Genomic DNA, 20,652 nt, shown 5'->3' on the forward strand with positions numbered 1-20,652 from the left:
GGCACCTCCTTCTTTATTTATACCATACAACTCAATATATGGAACAACAATCGCAACTTTACTATTTATAAGAAAAATATTCAACGTCTTTGTACGTTTCCCTTTTTTAACCCTATATTTTTCTTATTTTTATTTAACATTCATTTAAGAATATCGCAGTAACCTGTGAATAACTGCTCTATCTTGAAATAATTATATTTCAAGTGTAAAGATTACCGCCAAGTATAAGTCTACACTAAGATGTACTTGTAGAAAAGTGAAACTTGTACCAATCCTAGTATGAATCTAAGAAAATTTACATTTTTTTCATCAAATTAAGCATTCTTGCAAATTAGCATCCATATAAAAGAACGTTTGTTTCATTTCATACGTAATAACGCAGTAAAAACTATCATTCTATTCTTTCTTTTCTTCAGCACCTAGTTCCTTCGTATATGCACCCACTTCTAAGTCAATTAAAACCTTCTTACCAGGTTCAATTGTTTTTAAAATAAGTGGATAAGCTTCCATTCGCTTTGCGAAATTTTGAATAGTGGTGCTCACTTCATATCCTTCATTCATATATAAAGTAAGATGATCTTCATTTGCGTTCGTTGGTGTATAACGAATTTCAGAAATAGACCTTAAAATAGTTGGCGTTAATTTTTCTAGTTCTGCAATTAATTCCTTCATTTTTTCCTCTTTAAATGGTTCAAAAATTGGTGCTGCAACTGGAAGCTTTCCGTTCGGAAGTACATCGAGTGTTTTCCCATTTTCTAATAACGGTTGTAATTTCCCATCTTTGTTTATATAGCCAATTGTTAAATATTCTTCGATATGAACATCAATTTTGTTTGGGAAACGTTTTTTTACATTTACCTCTTTAATTTCTTTTCGTTTCGTTAAGTTTTCTTCTGCTTTATGTGCTGTTACTCGGAAATAACTCGTATCATATGTCACACCTGATTCCTTCATAACTTGTTCATCTGTCATATAATGATTTCCAAAGACACTTATCTTTTTTATATTACTAAGCGGAGACCGAAAATAAATTAAAAAGAGTACTAATAAAAATAAAATCGATATGTATAAAATTAACCGATGATTAACAGGTTTCTTATTTTTTTTATTTTGATTCTTTAATTTTGGTACACGATCTTGTAGTTTAATCACTTTACTATTTTTCATGTACGATCCCCCTATGTAACATAAAGAACGGCATGTTCCTCATGCCGTTCTTATCTTCTTATTATAACATAAATGATAATGAGCGGAACGAACAACCGTTATCTTCCAATTATTTCTACTTCTGTATGCATATCAACACCAAATTTATCTTTAATTGTACGCTTTACCAATGCGATTAAGTCTAATACATCTTGCGCTGAGGCCACACCAGTATTAACAATAAAATTCCCATGCATTTCAGAAATTTGAGCTCCACCTATTGTATAACCACGAAGCCCTGATTTTTCTATTAAATCTCCTGCAAAATAGGGGACTGGATTTCGAAATATACTTCCTGCACAAGGGTGATTCCAAGGCTGCGTTTCACGGCGATACTCTTTATTCTTTTGCATGCTTCTTACAATTCCCTCGCGTTCGCCTACCTCCAATTGGAATTCAGCTTCCAAAACAATACCAGGGCGTTTCATTTGCAATACAGATGTGCGATAAGAAAAGCCCATTTCGGTATTCGTCAACCAATTAATTGTTCCATTGTCAAACAAAATACAAGCTTTCGTTAATACACTCGATATGTCGGACTTATGAGCGCCTGCATTCATATACACTGCACCGCCAACACTTCCTGGAATACCACTTGCAAATTCCAGGCCCGCTAATCCCTGTCGACTAAGTAAAGTTGACAATTTAATAAGGGGATATCCAGCACCGACTCTTACTCTATGTTTTTCGACTTCTAAATGGTCTAATCCTTCTCCTAAACGAATAACCACACCTTCTATACCTTGATCAGATACGAGAAGATTTGAACCACGACCAATTGCAGTCCACCTTGTCTTGTACTTCTTTACTAACTCTAGAGTCTTCTCAATACCAGCAACATGCTTTGGTACAATTAAAATATCAGCTGGTCCGCCTATTTTCATAGTCGTGTAACGCGCTAACGGTTCATTAACTAACACGCGACCAACATTTGCTTCTAAAAGCTCTTTTACTAATTGTTCCATAGACAATCTCCCCCATATCAAGTCTCCTTATTACAGTAATATGCGGGGCGTTCACCTAATGTTATTTTTTAATAAGCTTGTTCATTACTTCATATAGCTTATTTGCTGCATCTGGAATACCAAGTTGCTTAGTAGCCAGTTTCATATTTTGTAATGTTTGTGTATCCAATAAAATCTCATCAATGTCACGAATAAGCGTTTCAGATGTTAAATCTTTTTCAAGTAGCATTTTAGCTGCTCCTTTATCAACAACTGATCGTGCATTTTTTTCTTGATGGTTATTTGTTACGTACGGACTTGGAATTAATACACTCGGCTTTCCTAACGCTGTTAATTCTGCAAGCGTTGTAGCCCCTGCCCTTGAAACAACAAGATCTACACCCGTCAGTACCTCTGGCATATTATGAATAAAAGGTTTAATAATAACATTATTCGGATTCCCTTTTTGTTTCACGGCTTCCATAACTTTATCATAATGTACTTCGCCTGTTACATATAATACTTCGTAACTTTTATTCCCAAATTGTTCAATCGCTTCTACAAAAGCATCGTTAATCGGTCTAGCCCCGCGGCTCCCACCAAAAATAAGCACGGATTTTTTAGAAAGGGATAGTCCTACCGAACGTTTTCCTTTCATTCCATTTTGGTCCATTACTTCTGATGCACGTGGATTACCTGTCATAACCACTTTTGACTGTGGAAAATGTTCTGCAGCTGCTTCAAAACAAACTGCAACTTTATCGACATAACGACTTAAAAATTTATTCGTTACACCAGGTACACTATTTTGTTCATGGACAATAGTCGGAATACCTAATTTAGCCGCAGCATATACAACTGGCCCACATACGTATCCACCCGTACCAATCACAATATCAGGGTTAAAACGACGAATATATCGTTTACTATCTTGAACACCTTTTAGGAAACGCATCACGGTTTTTACATTATCAAGAGATATTTTTCGTTTAAATCCACTTATAGCAATAGATTGGAACGGAATACCCGCTTTCGGTACGATGGTACTCTCTAATCCATTCTCTGTACCAATGTATAAAAATCTTGCTTCCGGATTTAGTTTTTTTATTTCTCTAATTAAAGCAAGAGCTGGATAAATATGTCCTCCAGTACCCCCACCACTTACTAATACTCGCACTACTGATTCCTCCACTTCCCTGTTCTTATTCAATCGTATTTATTTCTATATACATATTGTATTTTCACACACACACGAAAAACCCTGTCTTTTAAACAGGGTTTAATAGCGAGAATGGCGACTTATATTCAATAATACACCTACTGCCATTAACATTAAGGTCAAACTTGATCCACCATAACTTAAAAATGGCAAAGTAATACCGGTAACAGGCATCAGTCCTGTTACAACACCAACATTAATCATTACTTGAATCGCAATCATCGCCACAATACCTACTGCTAAAAACGTACCATATAAATCTGGCGCTCCTAATGCTATACGAATCCCACGCCATAATAATAGACTAAATAATAATAACACAAATGAACCACCAATAAAACCTAATTCCTCGGATAAGATTGCAAATATAAAGTCTGTTTGTGGTTCAGGTAAATAAAGGAATTTTTGTCTACTTTGTCCAAGTCCAAGCCCAAATAAACCACCAGGTCCAATTGCGAGTAACGATTGGATAATTTGAAATCCACTTCCGAGCGGATCCGACCACGGATCTAAATATGATGTGATGCGTTTCATTCGATATGGCGCTGATGCAATTAACCCTACAAATCCCGCTGCACCAAGCAAACCAAACATTGCAAAGTGAAAGACCCTTGCTCCCGAAATAAATATCATAATAATACATGTCCCAATCATTACCGTTCCCGTACCAAGATCTGGCTGTAACATAATTATCCCAAAAGCAAGAAATACAAAACTAAGAGCCGGTAGTAAACCTCGTTTAAAAGATGTAATTAATTTTTGTCGTTCCGCTAAAAATTTTGCTAAGAAAATAATCATCGCGAATTTCATAAACTCTGACGGTTGGATAGAAAATGCCCCGATTCCAATCCAACTTCGCGCCCCTCCACGAACGAGACCTACTCCAGGAATAAGAACTAGAATAAGAAGAACGAAACAAACTAGTAAAATTACTTTTGAATACGTACGCCATACCCAATAATCAATTTTCATCAGAAAAAACATAGCTACTACCCCAAGACTTGCAAATAACAATTGTCTTTTTGCAAAAAAGAATGAATCCCCCATTTTATAAGAGGCCCAAACCGCACTCGCACTATAAACCATAATCATTCCGATTGTTAACAACGCAAGTGTAACGATGATGAGAATAAAATCAGGCGTTTTCTTCATTACCCATGAACACCACCTCTTTGGGCAGAACCTTTGCCCTATGTAACAAAACATCAGTAGGTGTTAGCCTACTGATGTTTTGATTTACTTTATATAAGTTTATGCACAGCTTGTATAAAAATGTCTCCTCTTTCTTCAAATGTTTTAAATTGATCCCAGCTTGCACATGCTGGTGAAAGAAGAATTACATCACCATCGGTAGAATGAGCATAAGCTTTCACTACTGCATCATCTAAAGTATCGACACTTTCAATTACATCTAATCCTGCTTTTTCTGCCGCTCTTACTAATTTTGGTGCAGTTTGTCCAAATGTCACAATCGCTTTGACATGTTTAAAATATGGAATTAAATCATCAAATTCATTACCACGATCAAGTCCACCAGCCAATAATACAATCGGTTGTGTAAATGCAGATAATGCTTTTTCTGTCGCTAGCATATTCGTCGCTTTTGAATCATTATAAAATTTACGATTATTAATCGTTGTTACATATTCTAAGCGATGTTTTACACCTGTAAAACTTTTTAACACAGCAGTAATTGCTTCATTAGAAACACCTAGTAATTTAGCAATACTCATTGCTGCTAAAATATTTTCTAAATTGTGCTTACCAGGTAAAACAATATCACTTACTTTAACTACTTTTTCGCCTTTAAAATAAAGAGCGTTATCTTTTATATACGCACCATCTTCAATTTCTTTCGTCGTCGAAAATAATACTTTCTGTCCTTTACTATATGCCGATAACGCCATGACATCTGCATCATCTGCATTAATTATACTATAATCTGCTTCAGTTTGGTTTTTGAAAATATTCGCTTTCGCCAAACCATACTCTTTCTTCGTCCCGTGATAATCTAAATGCGCTTCAAATAAATTTAAAAAGGCTGCAATTTTTGGTTGGAACGATTCCACTCCCATCAATTGAAACGATGAAAGTTCCGTAACGACAACTTCATTTTCCTTCGCCAATTGTGCAACTTCACAAGCTACAGTACCTATATTCCCCGCAATAACTGGGTGCTTTTGTCCTTCTTTTAACATTTCAAACGTTAACATTGTCGTTGTTGTTTTACCGTTAGATCCCGTAATCCCAACAAACGGTGCTGCTGAAATGGAATATGCTAATTCAACCTCAGTTACAATTGGAATTTGTTTTTCTTTCGCCGCCACTAAGAGTGGATTAGAATATGGAATTCCTGGATTTTTTACGACAAGTGAAATGTTTCTCTCCAGCAATTCTAATGGATGCCCACCACACACAACATCCATTCCTTCCGCTTGTAACTCAGCTGCAAGCACATTACCCGCTAATGGTTTCCCATCATTTACAATGACGTTTGCCCCTAATTTTTTTAATAAAGTAGCTGCTGCATAACCACTTTTAGCAATACCTAATACAAGAACATTTTTATTTTGATATTCAGTTACAGTTTTCAATTACATCCACACCCCGATATAAATTCCTAGCACAGCTAATAAAAATCCTACAGACCAAAACGTTACAACAACGCGCCACTCTGACCAACCACATAATTCATAATGATGATGTAATGGACTCATTTTAAAGACACGCTTTCCTGTTGTTTTGAACGAAATAACTTGGATAATAACAGATAACGTTTCCGCTACGAATACACCGCCAATAATAACGAGTAACAATTCTTGTTTTAACAAAATCGCTACAGCTGCGATAGCACCACCTAAAGCTAGAGAACCTGTATCCCCCATAAATACTTTCGCTGGATTCGCATTGAATACTAAAAATCCAAGTACAGCTCCTACAACTGCCATACAGAAAATCGCTACCCCAAATTGTTCTTGAGCTACAGCAATAATACTAAATGCTCCGAATGCAATAGCAGCTGTTCCTGATAATAAACCATCTAAACCATCTGTTAAATTAACCGCATTTGATCCACCAATAAGCATAAATAATACGAGAACAAAATACGCCCAGCCTAATTCAAATTTAACATCAGTTCCCGGAATCATGATATAAGTGTGAAATGCTTGCCCTTTTCCAATTAAAAAGAACGCAATAGCAATTACAAGCTGACCAATCAATTTTTGTTTTGATGTTAAACCAAGATTTCTTTTCTTTACTACTTTTATGTAGTCATCTAAAAATCCGATTAATCCGTACCCAAATGTAACTAATAATAACAATGATACTTCTGCACCTAAATTGTTAAATTTAATCGCCATAATAAGCGTAGTCACCATCATAGATACATATATGACAATACCACCCATCGTTGGTGTCCCTGATTTCTTTTGGTGTGACTTCGGTCCTTCGTCACGAATACTCTGTCCGAACTTTAACTTTCTTAAAAATGGAATAAATAATGGCGAAAGGGCAACAGAAATTAAGAATGCTACCCCAGCCGTTACTAATAAACCTTGTTCAAGCACATGTAGTCCTCCTCTCATGCTGTTACACTTCGTTGTTTAAACGCTCCGTGATTGCTTCTTTAGCAACTTCACGATCGTCAAAATGATGAACTTCTTTACCAATAATTTGATACGTTTCATGCCCTTTACCAGCAATAATAATAATATCTTCTGCTTTTACTTTCGAGATAGCGGAACGTATCGCTTCTTTTCGATCGACAATTACTTCATAATTATTCCCATTCACATCATTTACCATATCATCTAAAATAGCCTTCGGATCTTCACTTCTTGGATTATCTGATGTATAAATTGCGTGAGTTGCATATTCGGTTGCGACACTTGCCATTATTGGTCTTTTCGTTCTATCTCTATCACCACCGCAACCAACGATACAATATACATCGCCTTTTGCAAACTGTTTTGCTGTTTTTAGTACGTTCTCTAAGCTATCAGGTGTATGCGCATAGTCAACAATAACTGTGTAATTTTGTCCACCATCAACAACTTCAAAACGTCCAGGAACGCCAGCAAGCTCTTTAATTACATCAATAATTGTTTGTAAGCTCACTCCTGAAACAAGACCTGCTGCTGTAGCAGCTAACACGTTGTATACATTAAACTTACCAATTAATTTCATCGTAACATTTACAGTTTCATACGGTGTTACAAGTGTAAATGTTGTACCGCCACTCGTCATTACGATATCTCGTGCCATAATGTCGCTTGCAACATCTATACCGTATGTTACAACAGTAGCTGCTGTACTTCTCATATACTCTTCTGCTACTGGATCATCACTGTTTAATATAGCGTATTTTTCACGATTATGATGATAACTATTGCCAAGCTGTGCGAAAAGCAACCCTTTCGCATGTTTATATTCTTCCATCGTTTTATGATAGTCTAAATGATCTTGTGTTAAATTCGTAAATACTGCAACATCATAATCGCACCCGTGTACACGGCCAAGATCTAAAGCATGAGACGAAACTTCCATTACTGTGCTATCCACACCTTGTTCAACCATTTTTGAAAATGTCTGTTGAAGTGTTAGTGCATCTGGTGTTGTATTTTTCACCTCAAATGTTTCATCACCGATTTTCATATTAATCGTTCCAATTAGCCCTGTTTTATGACCATGTGCGCGCATAATTTCATCCATAATATGCGATGTTGTTGTCTTTCCATTTGTACCTGTAATACCGATTAAATGTAACTTGTGTGTTGGTTGGCCATAAAAATAATCAGCTAAAACCGCTAGCGAACGAAAAGTATTTTTCACAAGTACAACTGGAACGTCAACATCAATTGGTCTTTCCGCAACAATAGCAGCCGCTCCTTGTGCGGCTGCTTGCTTAGCAAAGTCATGGCTATCAACCGTATATCCTTTCATACATATAAATAAGCTTCCCTCTTTCACTTTACGTGAATCCGCTTCAATAGATGTTATTTCTGGATTTTCTGTTGGAACAACTGGAAAATCATGCAAACATGATACAAGTGTATGCAACTTCATTTCACTAAACCCTCTCTACATTGTTTATTTATCTCTTATTTTAGCAAGTAACACGTTACCTCCTAGTTATATAAAAATAGGAGGTAAGTGCTACTATAGTCTAATCAATAGATTTATTTATTAATGAGACACTTATCGTCTCAAGTAAAGCAATTTTTCTATAAAGAACTCACTTCCACCAATTGTACCATAAAACACAATCAGTTACCTTTAATTCCCGAAGTAAATTCTAACTTTTGAACCCTCTTTTACTTTAGCTCCTGCTTCTGGTGATTGTTTAATTACTTTCCCACCATCACCACTTATATCAAGCTTCAAGTCTACAAGTTGCGTTTGTAAATCTTTCTTTTTCATACCAATTAAATTCGGAACTTCCACAGTTGGTGTATCGCCCCATTTATATTCTTTCTCAACTTGCTCTTTTCTCGGTTCCACTCCCATTACAGGAAGTGCGTCACGAAGAATATTCCCAACAATAGGTGCTGCTACAACTCCACCAAATTGAGTGACTCCTTTTGGATTATCCACTGCTACATAAACAACAATTTGCGGATCGTCAGCTGGAGCAAAACCGATAAATGATACAATATAGTTATTATCTAAATATTTTCCATCTTTCACCTTTTGAGCAGTTCCAGTTTTTCCACCTACACGATATCCATCAATATAAGCCCCTTTACCCGAACCTTTCGCTACAACATTCTCTAATGCGTAACGAACTTTCTCTGAAGTTTCCTTGGAAATAACTTCCCTTTTCGCAACAGGTGTCTTTTTGCTGACAACTTGATTATTCTTCGGATCAATAAATTCCTTCGCTATATATGGCTGATACAAAGTTCCACCATTTACAGCGGCCGCTACAGCTGCTACTTGTTGAATCGGTGTAACAGAAACACCTTGCCCAAATGAAGTCGTCGCTTGCTCGACTGGACCAACTTTATCTAAATTAAATAAAATCCCGCTACCTTCACCTTGTAAATCAATTCCGGTCTTCTGTCCAAACCCGAAATTGCGAATGTATTTAAACAATCGATCTTTACCAAGACGATCACCGAGTTCAATAAATCCTGGGTTACAAGAGTTTTGAACTACCTCTAAAAACGTTTGGCTACCATGGCCGCCAGCTTTCCAACACCGCAATCTAGCTCCACCAACTTCAGCTGCCCCATCATCATAAAATGTATCTTTCTCTAAGTCTACTAAATTTTCATTCAAGGCTGCAGCTAATGTAATAATCTTAAATGTTGACCCCGGCTCATACGTACTCCATACAGGTAAGTTTCTGTTATATACTTCCGGAGAAACACTTTGGAAATCTGCTGGATCAAAACTTGGTCGACTTGACATACCTAAAATTTCACCATTTTTCGGATTCATTGCAATTGCTATCATACCGTCAGGATTATACGTTGATTCCGCAATATTCATTTCTCTTTCCATAATCCTCGTAATGCGTGAATCAATTGTTAATCCTAAATTCAAGCCGGCTTCTGGTTTTTTGAAATCATCTCCAACGTTAGGCATTCTCTGTCCTTTCGCGTCTGCAAAAAATCGCACATGACCTTTATCACCATTTAGCTCTTTATCATAATATTTCTCTAGTCCCATAAGCCCTTGATTATCACTGCCCGCAAATCCTAATACGTGTGATAAAAAATTACCGAATGGATAGTACCGGATAGAATCCTCTGCGATGTACACACCCTTTAAACTTAATCCGCGTACTTCTTTCGCTTTGTCATGCGATATTTTCCTTCCGCCTTTATCAAGCCTTACAATCGATTCTTTTTTTGTAATCCGCTTATAAACATCATCTTTTTCCACACCTAATACTGCAGCTAACTTCTCTGCAGTCTCTGCTGGTTTTTCAATTTGCCTCGGCACAACAAAGACGGTCGGTGCACTTTTATTCGTAGCAAGCTCCACACCATTTCGATCTAAAATTTTCCCTCGCTCTGGTTCAAAAGTAATATTACGACTCCATGAATCCTTCGCACGATCCGTTAACATATTTCCAAGAAAAAATTGCACATATCCAAGACGAATATCGATAATGGTAAAAATGAGTATACCCGATATAAGTATAAAAATAAGTCGTTTTCTAACTGTTACATTTGATACACGCATATTGGAACAAGCCTCCCTTACGCCTAGCTTGTTCCAATATATGCTTGTACTTATTTAATTAGAACTTCTTCCCTATTACCATTATGGCTTTTCTGCTTCTTGCTGCGGTTCAAGTGGTGGTACGAGTGTTACACCTAATTCTGTACCAGGTTGCAACAATGTCCCTTCCGCTACACTTTGCTCAGTTACATATCCTGTACCAGAAGGTTTTAAGTTAAGCTTTAATGTTTTTGCTAAATTCATAACATCACGCAGTGCCCATCCCTGTATATTTGGCATTGTAGGTTTATCTCCTACTAAGAAGACTCGATCACCCTTTAATGTTTGTTCAGTTGCTTTTGGCACTTGCTGCTGCACTTTACCTTCACCTAATACGATTGGACGAAGTTTTGCTTTATCAATTGTTTTTTTCGCTTCTTCCATCGTTTTTCCGGTTACATCTGGAACGACAGTTTGTTGTTCTTTCACATATTTTTTCGGGTCTTTTACTTCATTCGGCTTAATCTTTAAATACTCTAAGCTATTTTTCGTTACATATTTAAAGATATCTGCTAAAGGTTTAGCCCCGTTTTCATCATCTTTTAATTTCGGTTGTTTAACGGACACATACACAACAAGTTGCGGATCGTCCATCGGTGCCATACCTAAGAATGAGAATATATAATTCTCTCTTCCCGTCATATAGCCACCTTTCCCGTCAGGAATTTGTGCTGTACCTGTTTTCCCCCCGACTGAATACCCATCAACTTTATATGCAGTTCCTGTTCCTTTCGGTGATGTAACAACACGTTCTAGTAATTGCCTTACTTGCGCTGCTGTCTCTTTGGAAACAGGTTTTCCTACTTCTTCTGGCTTATGCTCTAGCTGTACTTTACCTGTTATTGGATCCACAATTTTATCAATTGTATAAGGTTTCATCATTTTCCCATCATTTGCAATCGCTGTTGCAGCTTGTACAAGTTGAATTGGTGTAACTGTAGAACCTTGTCCAAACGCTGTTGTTACTTGTTGTATTTGTTGATCAAATAAAATTGTATTTGACCCTTCACCAAGTAAATCAATGTTTGTTTTTTCATCTAATCCAAAATTATGAATATATTTCCGGAAACGATCTGGACCAAGCTTTTGATCACCTAAAATTGCAAACGCTACGTTTGAAGAGCGCTCTACCCCTTCGTCAAAAGTAATAGAACCCCATCCAGCGCCGCCGTTATGATCTTTTATTTTGCGATTACCTACTTGATATGTACCAGACTGATAAAAGTCTTGTCCCTTGTATACACCTTCATTAATGGCCGCTGCTAATGTGAAAATCTTCATTGTTGATCCTGGTTCAAATGCATTTGCAATGGCATCATTATAAAAATATTTATTATTCTCTTGGTTCGGATCATAACTAGGTTTACTAGACATCGCTAATATTTTCCCTGTTTTGGGGTCTGCAACAATTCCTATTAAACTTTCTGGTTCATAATGTTTACTCGCTTCTTTCATTGCGTCTTCTAAATAACTTTGAATACGTTGGTCAAGCGTTAAATACACATTATCTCCATTTTTAGGTGCCTTTACATTCACTTTCCCGCCGTCAAGAGATACTCCTTTACGGTCACCTGTATAAGCTACCTCACCATTAGAAGCCCCTAAATACTTATCCAAACTCTTTTCTAAGCCAAATTCACCTACTGCGATTCCATTATCATCAGGTCTGGCATGACCTATGACGTAAGATGCGAAATCACCGTTTGGATACACTCTCGCATTTTCGGTAATAAAAGTTATTCCCGGCAATTTCAATGCTTCTATTTGTTCTTTCTTTTCTTTCGTCAAGCCCTTACCCAATGTTCCAAATTCCACTTGACTTCTATCTTTATTTAAAGCGGCTAAGATCGCGTCTTCGCCCGTTCCGAGTACTCCAGCGATTTTCTTTGCAGTATCCTCTTTATCCTCAACAGGCTTAGCACCTTTTAATTCCGCTACCATTCTATAGGAATTTGCGTCATGTGCTAGCACATGACCATTTTGATCATAAATTGTTCCTCGATTCGCTTCGAGAACTCCTTTTTTACTATGTTTCTGCTCAGCAAGTTTCTTCAAATCATGATTGTCCACTGTTCCTGTTACTTGTATGTAAAAAAATCGGGCTAATAACAGCAAAAAGAGCAGGAGGAAAAATATCATAAAATAACCTGCTCCCTTATTGGTATGAAATTTGGTCATATTTCTCTTCATCTTTTCTTCACACCTATTTGCCTTACTTTAGGCCTTTCACATTATTCGCATTAATTTCTAGCCCGTGTTTTTTTGCAACTTCAGCGATACGTTCATAACGACTTAACTTCTCTACTTCAGCCTGCAATTCTTGATTTTCCTTTTGTTTTTTCACAATTTGTTCTTCTATCGTCGCTGCTTCTACATTAACTTGATATAGACCCGCTTTATTCCCAATAAAAGCTACACAAGCATATAATAAAAACCCAATAAACGTTACGTACAATAGCTTTTCAATTCTTGTAATTTTCGTTTTAACTTTTGGCTTAACCATCTGCTGTGGCGGCGCTTGAATTTGTACCTCTTCTTGCGCCTGTTGTTTATACTTTACAGCTAAATTAGTCATACCTCTCTCTCCTTTTTATCGTTTTTCAGCGATTCTCAACTTCGCAGAACGCGCTCGATTATTTTCTTCTAATTCAATGTCAGAAGGTAAAATCGGTTTCCTTGTAATAAGCTTTAATTTCGGCTTAAATTCATCCGGAATAATCGGTAGTCCCTGTGGTAATTGCGGCGTTGTGCTATTTCGCTTAAACGTCGTTTTACAAATACGATCTTCTAAAGAATGGAATGTTATAACACTAACTCTTCCACCAGGCTTGACCATATCAATTGCAGATTCCAACGCTTCTTCAAATACTTTTAATTCATCATTTACAGCAATACGAATCGCTTGAAATACTCGCTTCGCAGGATGTCCACCTGTTCTACGTGCCGGAGCTGGAATACCTTCTTTAATTAATTCCACTAATTCTCCTGTCGTTTCAATAGCCTTATTCTCGCGATAAGCTTCAATTTTCCTTGTTATTTGCTTTGAAAATTTTTCTTCTCCGTATTGGAAGAAAATTCTTACGAGTTGTTCATATGACCAGCTGTTCACAACATCATATGCTGTTAATGGGGCATCTTGATCCATCCGCATATCTAACGGTGCATCATGATGATAACTAAAGCCACGCTCTGGTGTATCTAATTGTGGGGATGAAACACCTAAATCGAATAAAATCCCGTCTACTTCTGTGATACCTAATTCATGTAGTTTTTCAGATAAATAACGGAAGTTGCTCTTCACTGTTACAAATTGTTCACCATAAGAAGAAAATTTTTCCTTCGCATTTTGAATCGCTATTTCATCTTGATCAAATGCTATTAACTTTCCACCATCTGTTAGCTGAGATAATAAATAAGAACTATGTCCTCCTCCACCCAGTGTACAATCTACATATGTACCACTCGGTTTTATATCTAAGCCATCTACTGTTTCTTTCAAAAGTACTGTTACGTGTTTGAACATTGCTGCACCTACTCTTTTTCCAATTAATTATGTTAAATACATTTCTCACTCTACAAACACAATTTACTACTAGAGGATGAAATGCTACTAAAGAACGACTCATTTAACTTCCAACAAGGTAGTACGCTATACAAATCGCTATTTTATTTTATTATATACTAAATTTTATCATTTTTTGCGGGAATTTAAACAAAAACCTGTCGAAAAAGATATTAATCCGTTTACATTTTGTGCTATTTTGTCATATATATATACCTGATACATAGCGATTCATTACATTAACATAAGATGGATAATTCAGAAATATTTCACTTCACAGTTAATTCAACAGAATAAAAATAAAATCCTGCTCAAAAGAGCAAGATTCTATAGTTTTATTACATGATGTTTTCCATCCCACGAAAAAGATTGTTCCATTACCCGGTCAACAAAATCAAGGCCGAACTGATTTAAATAATAACACACATTCCACACACGTTCTTGCGGTGCTCCTAATGGACGAAGCGCGAATTGTAAACGGCGGAATTTATTCAGTTGAACCTCATGTTTCTTCTCAACATTTCTTTTCAACATTTTTTCTAACAGTTCAATTTGCTCATTAATTTTCAGTTCATTTTTCCCCGCAAACTCATTTAACCCTGGATCTATTTTTTTCACGAATTGTTGTAATGATGTATGAATATCCATTATTTCTTTTTTCGCTTCTATAAATCGCTCGTCTATCGGTTCCTCTATTTGATTAGAAAGCCAATTGTCACGCAGATTATCTATATTATTTAGAAATGGATCAATTTCTTGCAAATCTAAATCATATAAATCTGTCGCTATATCTCGCTCCATATAAGTAATTGTAAGCCGCGGAACAACAGGTGGCATTTGGAAACCTGCCGTATGAAACACTTGTTGCAATTCACTCCAATAAGCTAACTCCCCTGGACCGCCAATAAACGCTAACGTAGGAAACACATATTCTTGCATAAGAGGTCGCGTTACAACATTATTACTAAAACGTTCTGGACTTCTTTCCATCTCTTCCATCAATTCTTCATACGAAAATGAATGCACTCCATCTTTTCCAATAAACTTCCCTTGATTCTCTTCAAGCAATACTCGCTCATTATCAATTTCCATAAATATATGCACTGCATTTGTCTTCGTTTCAATAATCGGTTTAAATCCTAATTCCTTAAGTACTTCCTGTTGATTACGAAGCCCTACTTGAATTTCTTTATATTTACTTATAATTTGTTGTAAAAACGGCACTTCTAATTTTCTTAATGCAGGATGATGTGAATCTACAAGAATTAAACCAGAATTTGCGAACATTTTCGTAATAAGGTGCGCAAAGAAATCTACATATGTATGCGATTTACCTAAAGCATCATCAACAAATTGTAATACATCCTTTGTAAAATTCGTTTCCGGATATGTTTTAAAAATCTCTTCGACCCATTTTCTACAGTCTTCAATAGAAAACTCAGACTCAGAAGCACTCGCCTTTTTCGGATAACGATCATGAAAAATGGTCTTTTTTATTTTTTTATTTTTCGTTACAAATGTATGATTAATTTCATCCATATCATGGTCTTCACCAGCAATCCAAAAGACAGGAACAACCCGAACCCCTAAGCTCTCTTCTTTTTCTTTTGCAAGCTGTAAAATTGAAATGATCTTATGAACTGTATAAAGCGGACCAGTTAATAACCCAGCTTGTTGTCCAGCTATAACTACATATGTATTTTCATCTTCAAGCGCTTTTATATTTTGAATTGTAAATTCTCCCGCTTGCAATTGTGTATTATATTCTAATAAATGCGTTACTAAATCTTGACGGAAAAACTCTCTCTCACGTAAATCATGTAAACGCTGTTTAAAAGCATCCTCTGTTAACAGATAATCAAAACATGACTGTATCTCTTTTTTACCGTTCATATAGTCCGCTACAACACCTTGTAGTGGAACAGAGATTTCTTTTATCTCCATATAATTCTTCCTTTCGTATCCTGTTCTCTCACCAACCCACATTGTATTCAATGTTTCACGTAAAAGCAAAGAAAAACACTTATAATTCCATTCCTTTTATTGCATTGAACAAAAATCGAAGTGTCGGAACAGATTGTTGTTGTTCCTTAGCTTCTTCTAATACATATCCAACAATCGCGTTAACTTCCGTTTGTCTATTCGCTCTTACGTCCGCTAACATAGATGAAGTATTATGGGATGTTTTTTCACATACTTGGCATACCATTTTCCATAGCATTTCCTTATCTTCTTCTTTAACAAGAAATGCAACTTCCTGAAATACTTGCTCCATCATTTGATAAAAAAGCGGGTTTGAAATTAACTCCCCGTTCTCAACCCGCAATAATGCCGTCAACGGATTAATACATACATTGACTACTAATTTATTACGCATAATCCCCTTCCAATCATCTTCTATCTGAATCGGAAAATAATCAAAAGGAAAACAATTAAATACCTTTTTAAAACAACTAGATTGACCACGCACTACACCAAACTTTGTAACACCTATTCCAGTATGACGAACTGTATGTCCATCCTCTTTTTTTGCACCATGCTCCACAATCCCGACTGCTATACGTTCATTTCCTATTTTTCGCATAACGTGAAGATGTGACATTCCATTTTGCAAAAAGATTAATGACGATTCTCCCTGCACAAAAGGTAATATATCAGTTACATGATATTGCTTTACAGCAATAAATATATAATCTAACTGTTTATCCAGCATACTTTCTATCGGTAAAATAGATGGAAATACCGTTTCACGTTCTCCATTCCTAATACAAGTTACACCCGTTAAGTTTAATTCTTCTGCTTGCTTATCGTTTCTTGTAAACAACGTAACATCTTGATTACTTTTTTGTAAATAAAATGTATATAGGAGACCAATAGCTCCCGGTCCAACAATTCCAATTTTCATCTTCACACAAAGAACTCATATTAACAAGTGATATAAGTTCCCTTGCCTTTCCCCCTTTATATCTTATTAAATTACAATTACATAGTTGAGGATTCAATTACCTTTTAACAAATGCAACCTCTTCTTTCACTACGTATATACTACCTATATACATAGTTCTATTCTTAGTTTAGCAAATCCTCAAAAAAATAATGAAAGAAATATTCTATCTTCTTCATAAAAATTTAAAAATGAGTTATAATATTATTATAAATATTTTAACTTTTCTGCATTCAACAAGATAAGAAAAGGACGTGATGTAATGGGATTCCCAAAAGTTGAACGCTTGCTCATCAATTATAAAACATTAGATGAATTTAAAAAATTTAAAGGGTGCGGAGCTCAAGAACTATCCATGTTGGAAGAATTACAAGCAAACATTATTGAAAATGATAGTGAGTCTCCATTTTACGGTATTTATTATGGTGGATCGCTAATCGCACGTATGAGTCTATATATGAAAAGGAACGGTGGAGAACCATTTGAAATTACAGGTACTTACCTAGAACTTTATAAACTTGAAGTATTGCCGACTTTTCAAAAACAAGGATTCGGACAAATGCTTGTTAATTATGCGAAACAACTACAATTCCCAATTAAAACGATAGCACGTATCCAGTCATCTGGTTTTTGGGATAAATTAAGTTTCCAGCCAGTATCAGTAACTGATGGTGATTTTTATATTTGGCATCCAGAAACAAATTCGAATGCGATTACAAACGAAGAATCTGCATAAGAAACAAAAAAAACAGCTGTTACGCAGCTGTTTTTATTTCTTTAATTTTTCTAATTCTCCATTCGAGCGAGCGCCATTTCTTTCCGCTACCATTACACTTCTTTTTTGATCGATATAATCAAGTAATGTTCTATATTCTTCCTCATATACTGATAATCGCTCCAGAAGACGTTCTTTCTCTGTTTGTAACGATTCAATTTGTTGTTGCAACACCATTAAAGAGCTTTCATCTTTATAATTTCGCAAGAATTCAATAACATCATTCAATGTAATTGATGTAGGCTCTAATACCTTTGTCTCTTTCACTTCATAATTTTCTACTTTACGAAGTTGCTTTGCTTCTTCAATACGTTCTTTGTATTGCTTTCTAACATAAGAATTCCACCTAAATCCACATGCTGCTGGTGTGCGAGACAAATGTCTCCCCACTTCTTTAAAGGCAGAAAGTTGCGTTCCACCTTCTTGAATATGCCGGAGTACTACTTCTGCCAGAAGCAAATCTTCATCATCAGTCCAAGCATCTTGTCTTGTTGTCGCCATCTCTCTAGTCCTCCCTATGCATTTTTTATTAAGCATATGCAGTTACTAGAAAAGATAGAATACAACAAATAAAGAATAAGACAAAAAAAAATAAACGTAGAAGATATCTTCTACGTTTATTTTCCCGCAATTACTTGCTGATTACTTCTTTACCTTTGTAAGTACCGCATGCTTTACATACACGGTGAGCTAATTTCGCTTCACCACAGCTTGGGCACTCTACCATACCAGGTACTGATAATTTGAAATGCGTACGACGCTTTCTTTTTACTGTTTTAGAAGTTCTTCTAAAAGGTACAGCCATTCTTCCCACCTCCTTAAAAGAAATAGTTATTTTCATATGAAGGCCTAAACCAGTCTTCCGATTATTTGTCAAAAAACTTTGCAAGTCCTGCTAATCGTGGATCAACAGTCTTTTCTTTGTTTTCTTCCGAAATCACTTGCCAGTCTTGACCTTGCATCGGTGCTCCACCAGAAACATCATCACTGAAAATTTGCATTGGAATCTCCAAAAGTATATTTTCCTTGATTACGGGCAGTAAGTCAAGTACTTCTCCTTCTAAACAATGAATTTCAGCTTCTGTTTCAAATTCTTCTTCCGAAGTTTGGAACACCTCAGTTGTTTTAATGTCAAATGGTAATGTCACATCTACTAAAGAGCGAGAACATGGTAAAACCATGCTTCCAGTTATATGTAGATGAAACGTAAACTTACCGGAGCCAAAATCAACTCTTCCTGTTACATGAGCAGGATTAATTTCACGAATATCTTTCTCGACCTCTTTTAGCTCACTTACATCTACCATTTCATTTAATGTCAATCCTTTATTTCTCAATTTATTCAATTGATGGATGGACCATTTCATATCATATCACCTCAAGGCAACAAACAAAATTATAGCTAGCCATTTTATATTTGTCAATGTTTTTTCTTTACACTATAATGAAGTCATCATAGGAAATAATATATAGACTATCACGTTTTCCAAAAAGATGCTACATCGAAAGGAGAGATTACCATAAAATCCAGTGGTATTGTTGTTGAATATAACCCTTTTCATAACGGTCATGCTTATCATGTGCAACAAACAAAAAAGTTAACACAGTCTGATATTATTATCGCCGTTATGAGTGGTCCTTTTTTGCAGCGTGGTGAGCCCGCACTCATCTCCAAATGGTATCGTACCAAAATGGCCTTAACAAACGGCGTAGACCTCGTTGTAGAGCTTCCATATGCATTCGCAACACAAAAGGCCGAAACTTTCGCAAATGGCGCAATTTCGATTTTAAACGCCCTTGGTGTTTCTGAAATTTGTTTCGGTAGTGAAGATGGACAAGCTGAAAATTTCTACAATACCATCGCTATACAAAAAAATGAAGAAGAGACTTTTAATCGTCTTGTGAAGCAATTTATGAATGCAGGTAATAGTTATGCGAAAGCTACATCTGAAGCCTTTCTACACATCTTACCACCCGAAAAAAACGTAGATATGTCACAACCAAATAACATTTTAGGCTTACAGTACATTAAAGCAATTCTCTTACAAAACAGTTCGATGCAAGCACAAACTATAAAAAGATTCGCCTCTCATTATCATGATGAAACATTTCACGATCAACATATTGCAAGTGCAACAAGTATTCGCAAACAGCTATTTAATGAAAACAGTTCCTCTACAACTATTGAGCCTTTTATCCCGAAAATGACTGCTTCTCTTTTAGAAAACTACAAGCAAAACTACGGGACGTTACATAACTGGGAAAAATACTTTTCATTTTTTAAATACAAACTTATGACGATGTCTTCAGAGGACTTACAACATATATATGAAATGGAAGAAGGTTTAGAGCATCGTATTTTATCAAAAATACAAAACAGTTCATCTTTCTATTCATTCATGGAAGCATTAAAAACAAAACGTTATACATGGACTAGATTGCAAAGAGCTTGTACACATATTTTAACAAATACAACGAAAGAAGAAATACACAAAGCAAATATAGAGCAACATGCGCCGTATATCCGTCTTCTCGGAATGTCACAAAAAGGACAAACTTATCTTTCTAGAAATAAGAAAAAAATAGAACTCCCAATCCTTACTCATACAAAAACATTCGAACATCCAACTTTAGACATAGAACGAAAATCAAATGCTGTATATTTCTCCATAATGCAAGAACCTTTGCGGACACAACTGCTAAAACAAGACGCAACGCATCATCCAATTCGTTATGATGAAATAACGAAAAAATTCCTATAAGAAAAAC

The 20,652-nt window shown here is 35.9% G+C and carries 18 protein-coding genes; 2 read left to right on the forward strand and 16 right to left on the reverse strand.

Annotated elements, in window-relative coordinates; translation table 11 throughout:
- Nucleotides 1-396 precede the first annotated feature (396 nt).
- The 13 genes from divIB to panE form a co-directional block, all read right to left on the reverse strand.
- Entirely contained in the window at nucleotides 397-1,167 is a 771-nt protein-coding gene (gene divIB / locus CQ058_RS22625; protein WP_002014733.1) for a cell division protein DivIB, read from the reverse strand.
- Nucleotides 1,168-1,265: 98 nt separating this feature from the next.
- Nucleotides 1,266-2,171 (reverse strand): UDP-N-acetylmuramate dehydrogenase, encoded by a 906-nt coding sequence (gene murB / locus CQ058_RS22630; protein WP_002190524.1) that lies wholly within the window; start codon nucleotides 2,169-2,171, stop codon nucleotides 1,266-1,268.
- A gap of 61 nt (nucleotides 2,172-2,232) precedes the next feature.
- Nucleotides 2,233-3,327, reverse strand: a complete 1,095-nt coding sequence (gene murG, locus CQ058_RS22635) for an undecaprenyldiphospho-muramoylpentapeptide beta-N-acetylglucosaminyltransferase (protein ID WP_002190526.1) — start codon at nucleotides 3,325-3,327, stop codon at nucleotides 2,233-2,235.
- Between the two features lie 102 nt (nucleotides 3,328-3,429).
- Nucleotides 3,430-4,521, reverse strand: a complete 1,092-nt coding sequence (gene spoVE / locus CQ058_RS22640) for a stage V sporulation protein E (RefSeq protein WP_002014736.1) — start codon at nucleotides 4,519-4,521, stop codon at nucleotides 3,430-3,432.
- Between the two features lie 89 nt (nucleotides 4,522-4,610).
- A complete protein-coding gene (gene murD / locus CQ058_RS22645; RefSeq protein WP_002142942.1) occupies nucleotides 4,611-5,963 on the reverse strand; it encodes a UDP-N-acetylmuramoyl-L-alanine--D-glutamate ligase in 1,353 nt (450 codons plus the stop codon).
- A complete protein-coding gene (mraY, locus tag CQ058_RS22650; protein WP_002014738.1) occupies nucleotides 5,964-6,938 on the reverse strand; it encodes a phospho-N-acetylmuramoyl-pentapeptide-transferase in 975 nt (324 codons plus the stop codon). It abuts the gene before it with no gap.
- Nucleotides 6,939-6,960: 22 nt separating this feature from the next.
- Complete coding sequence (gene murE / locus CQ058_RS22655; RefSeq protein ID WP_002014740.1) at nucleotides 6,961-8,436, reverse strand: UDP-N-acetylmuramoyl-L-alanyl-D-glutamate--2,6-diaminopimelate ligase; 1,476 nt, start codon at nucleotides 8,434-8,436, stop codon at nucleotides 6,961-6,963.
- 210 nt (nucleotides 8,437-8,646) lie between these two features.
- A complete protein-coding gene (locus CQ058_RS22660; protein ID WP_002014741.1) occupies nucleotides 8,647-10,563 on the reverse strand; it encodes a stage V sporulation protein D in 1,917 nt (638 codons plus the stop codon).
- An 81-nt stretch (nucleotides 10,564-10,644) separates the two neighbouring features.
- Complete coding sequence (locus CQ058_RS22665) at nucleotides 10,645-12,792, reverse strand: penicillin-binding protein (protein WP_105589991.1); 2,148 nt, start codon at nucleotides 12,790-12,792, stop codon at nucleotides 10,645-10,647.
- A 22-nt stretch (nucleotides 12,793-12,814) separates the two neighbouring features.
- Nucleotides 12,815-13,177, reverse strand: a complete 363-nt coding sequence (gene ftsL / locus CQ058_RS22670) for a cell division protein FtsL (RefSeq protein ID WP_002014745.1) — start codon at nucleotides 13,175-13,177, stop codon at nucleotides 12,815-12,817.
- Nucleotides 13,178-13,192: 15 nt separating this feature from the next.
- Nucleotides 13,193-14,125, reverse strand: a complete 933-nt coding sequence (rsmH, locus tag CQ058_RS22675) for a 16S rRNA (cytosine(1402)-N(4))-methyltransferase RsmH (RefSeq protein ID WP_002014746.1) — start codon at nucleotides 14,123-14,125, stop codon at nucleotides 13,193-13,195.
- 366 nt (nucleotides 14,126-14,491) lie between these two features.
- Nucleotides 14,492-16,108 (reverse strand): bacillithiol biosynthesis cysteine-adding enzyme BshC, encoded by a 1,617-nt coding sequence (gene bshC, locus CQ058_RS22680; protein ID WP_002128861.1) that lies wholly within the window; start codon nucleotides 16,106-16,108, stop codon nucleotides 14,492-14,494.
- A 79-nt stretch (nucleotides 16,109-16,187) separates the two neighbouring features.
- Nucleotides 16,188-17,075, reverse strand: a complete 888-nt coding sequence (gene panE, locus CQ058_RS22685) for a 2-dehydropantoate 2-reductase (RefSeq protein WP_002165143.1) — start codon at nucleotides 17,073-17,075, stop codon at nucleotides 16,188-16,190.
- A gap of 295 nt (nucleotides 17,076-17,370) precedes the next feature.
- On the opposite strand from panE, the gene CQ058_RS22690 reads away from it, so the two are divergent.
- The gene (locus CQ058_RS22690; RefSeq protein WP_002014751.1) at nucleotides 17,371-17,844 is read left to right on the forward strand and encodes an N-acetyltransferase; all 474 of its coding nucleotides are present in this window, start codon (nucleotides 17,371-17,373) and stop codon (nucleotides 17,842-17,844) included.
- 33 nt (nucleotides 17,845-17,877) lie between these two features.
- Here the strand turns inward: CQ058_RS22690 and CQ058_RS22695 are convergent, their stop codons facing one another.
- The 3 genes from CQ058_RS22695 to CQ058_RS22705 form a co-directional block, all read right to left on the reverse strand.
- The gene (locus CQ058_RS22695; RefSeq protein ID WP_002066865.1) at nucleotides 17,878-18,384 is read right to left on the reverse strand and encodes an RsfA family transcriptional regulator; all 507 of its coding nucleotides are present in this window, start codon (nucleotides 18,382-18,384) and stop codon (nucleotides 17,878-17,880) included.
- Nucleotides 18,385-18,514: 130 nt separating this feature from the next.
- A complete protein-coding gene (gene rpmF / locus CQ058_RS22700; RefSeq protein WP_001984764.1) occupies nucleotides 18,515-18,688 on the reverse strand; it encodes a 50S ribosomal protein L32 in 174 nt (57 codons plus the stop codon).
- A gap of 61 nt (nucleotides 18,689-18,749) precedes the next feature.
- Nucleotides 18,750-19,250 (reverse strand): YceD family protein, encoded by a 501-nt coding sequence (locus CQ058_RS22705; RefSeq protein ID WP_002014753.1) that lies wholly within the window; start codon nucleotides 19,248-19,250, stop codon nucleotides 18,750-18,752.
- Between the two features lie 153 nt (nucleotides 19,251-19,403).
- On the opposite strand from CQ058_RS22705, the gene CQ058_RS22710 reads away from it, so the two are divergent.
- Nucleotides 19,404-20,645 (forward strand): nucleotidyltransferase, encoded by a 1,242-nt coding sequence (locus CQ058_RS22710; RefSeq protein WP_164081469.1) that lies wholly within the window; start codon nucleotides 19,404-19,406, stop codon nucleotides 20,643-20,645.
- Nucleotides 20,646-20,652 lie beyond the last annotated feature (7 nt).

The sequence above is a fragment of the Bacillus sp. MYb56 genome (genome assembly GCF_002976445.1).
Classification (GTDB): Bacteria; Bacillota; Bacilli; order Bacillales; family Bacillaceae_G; genus Bacillus_A; species Bacillus_A mycoides.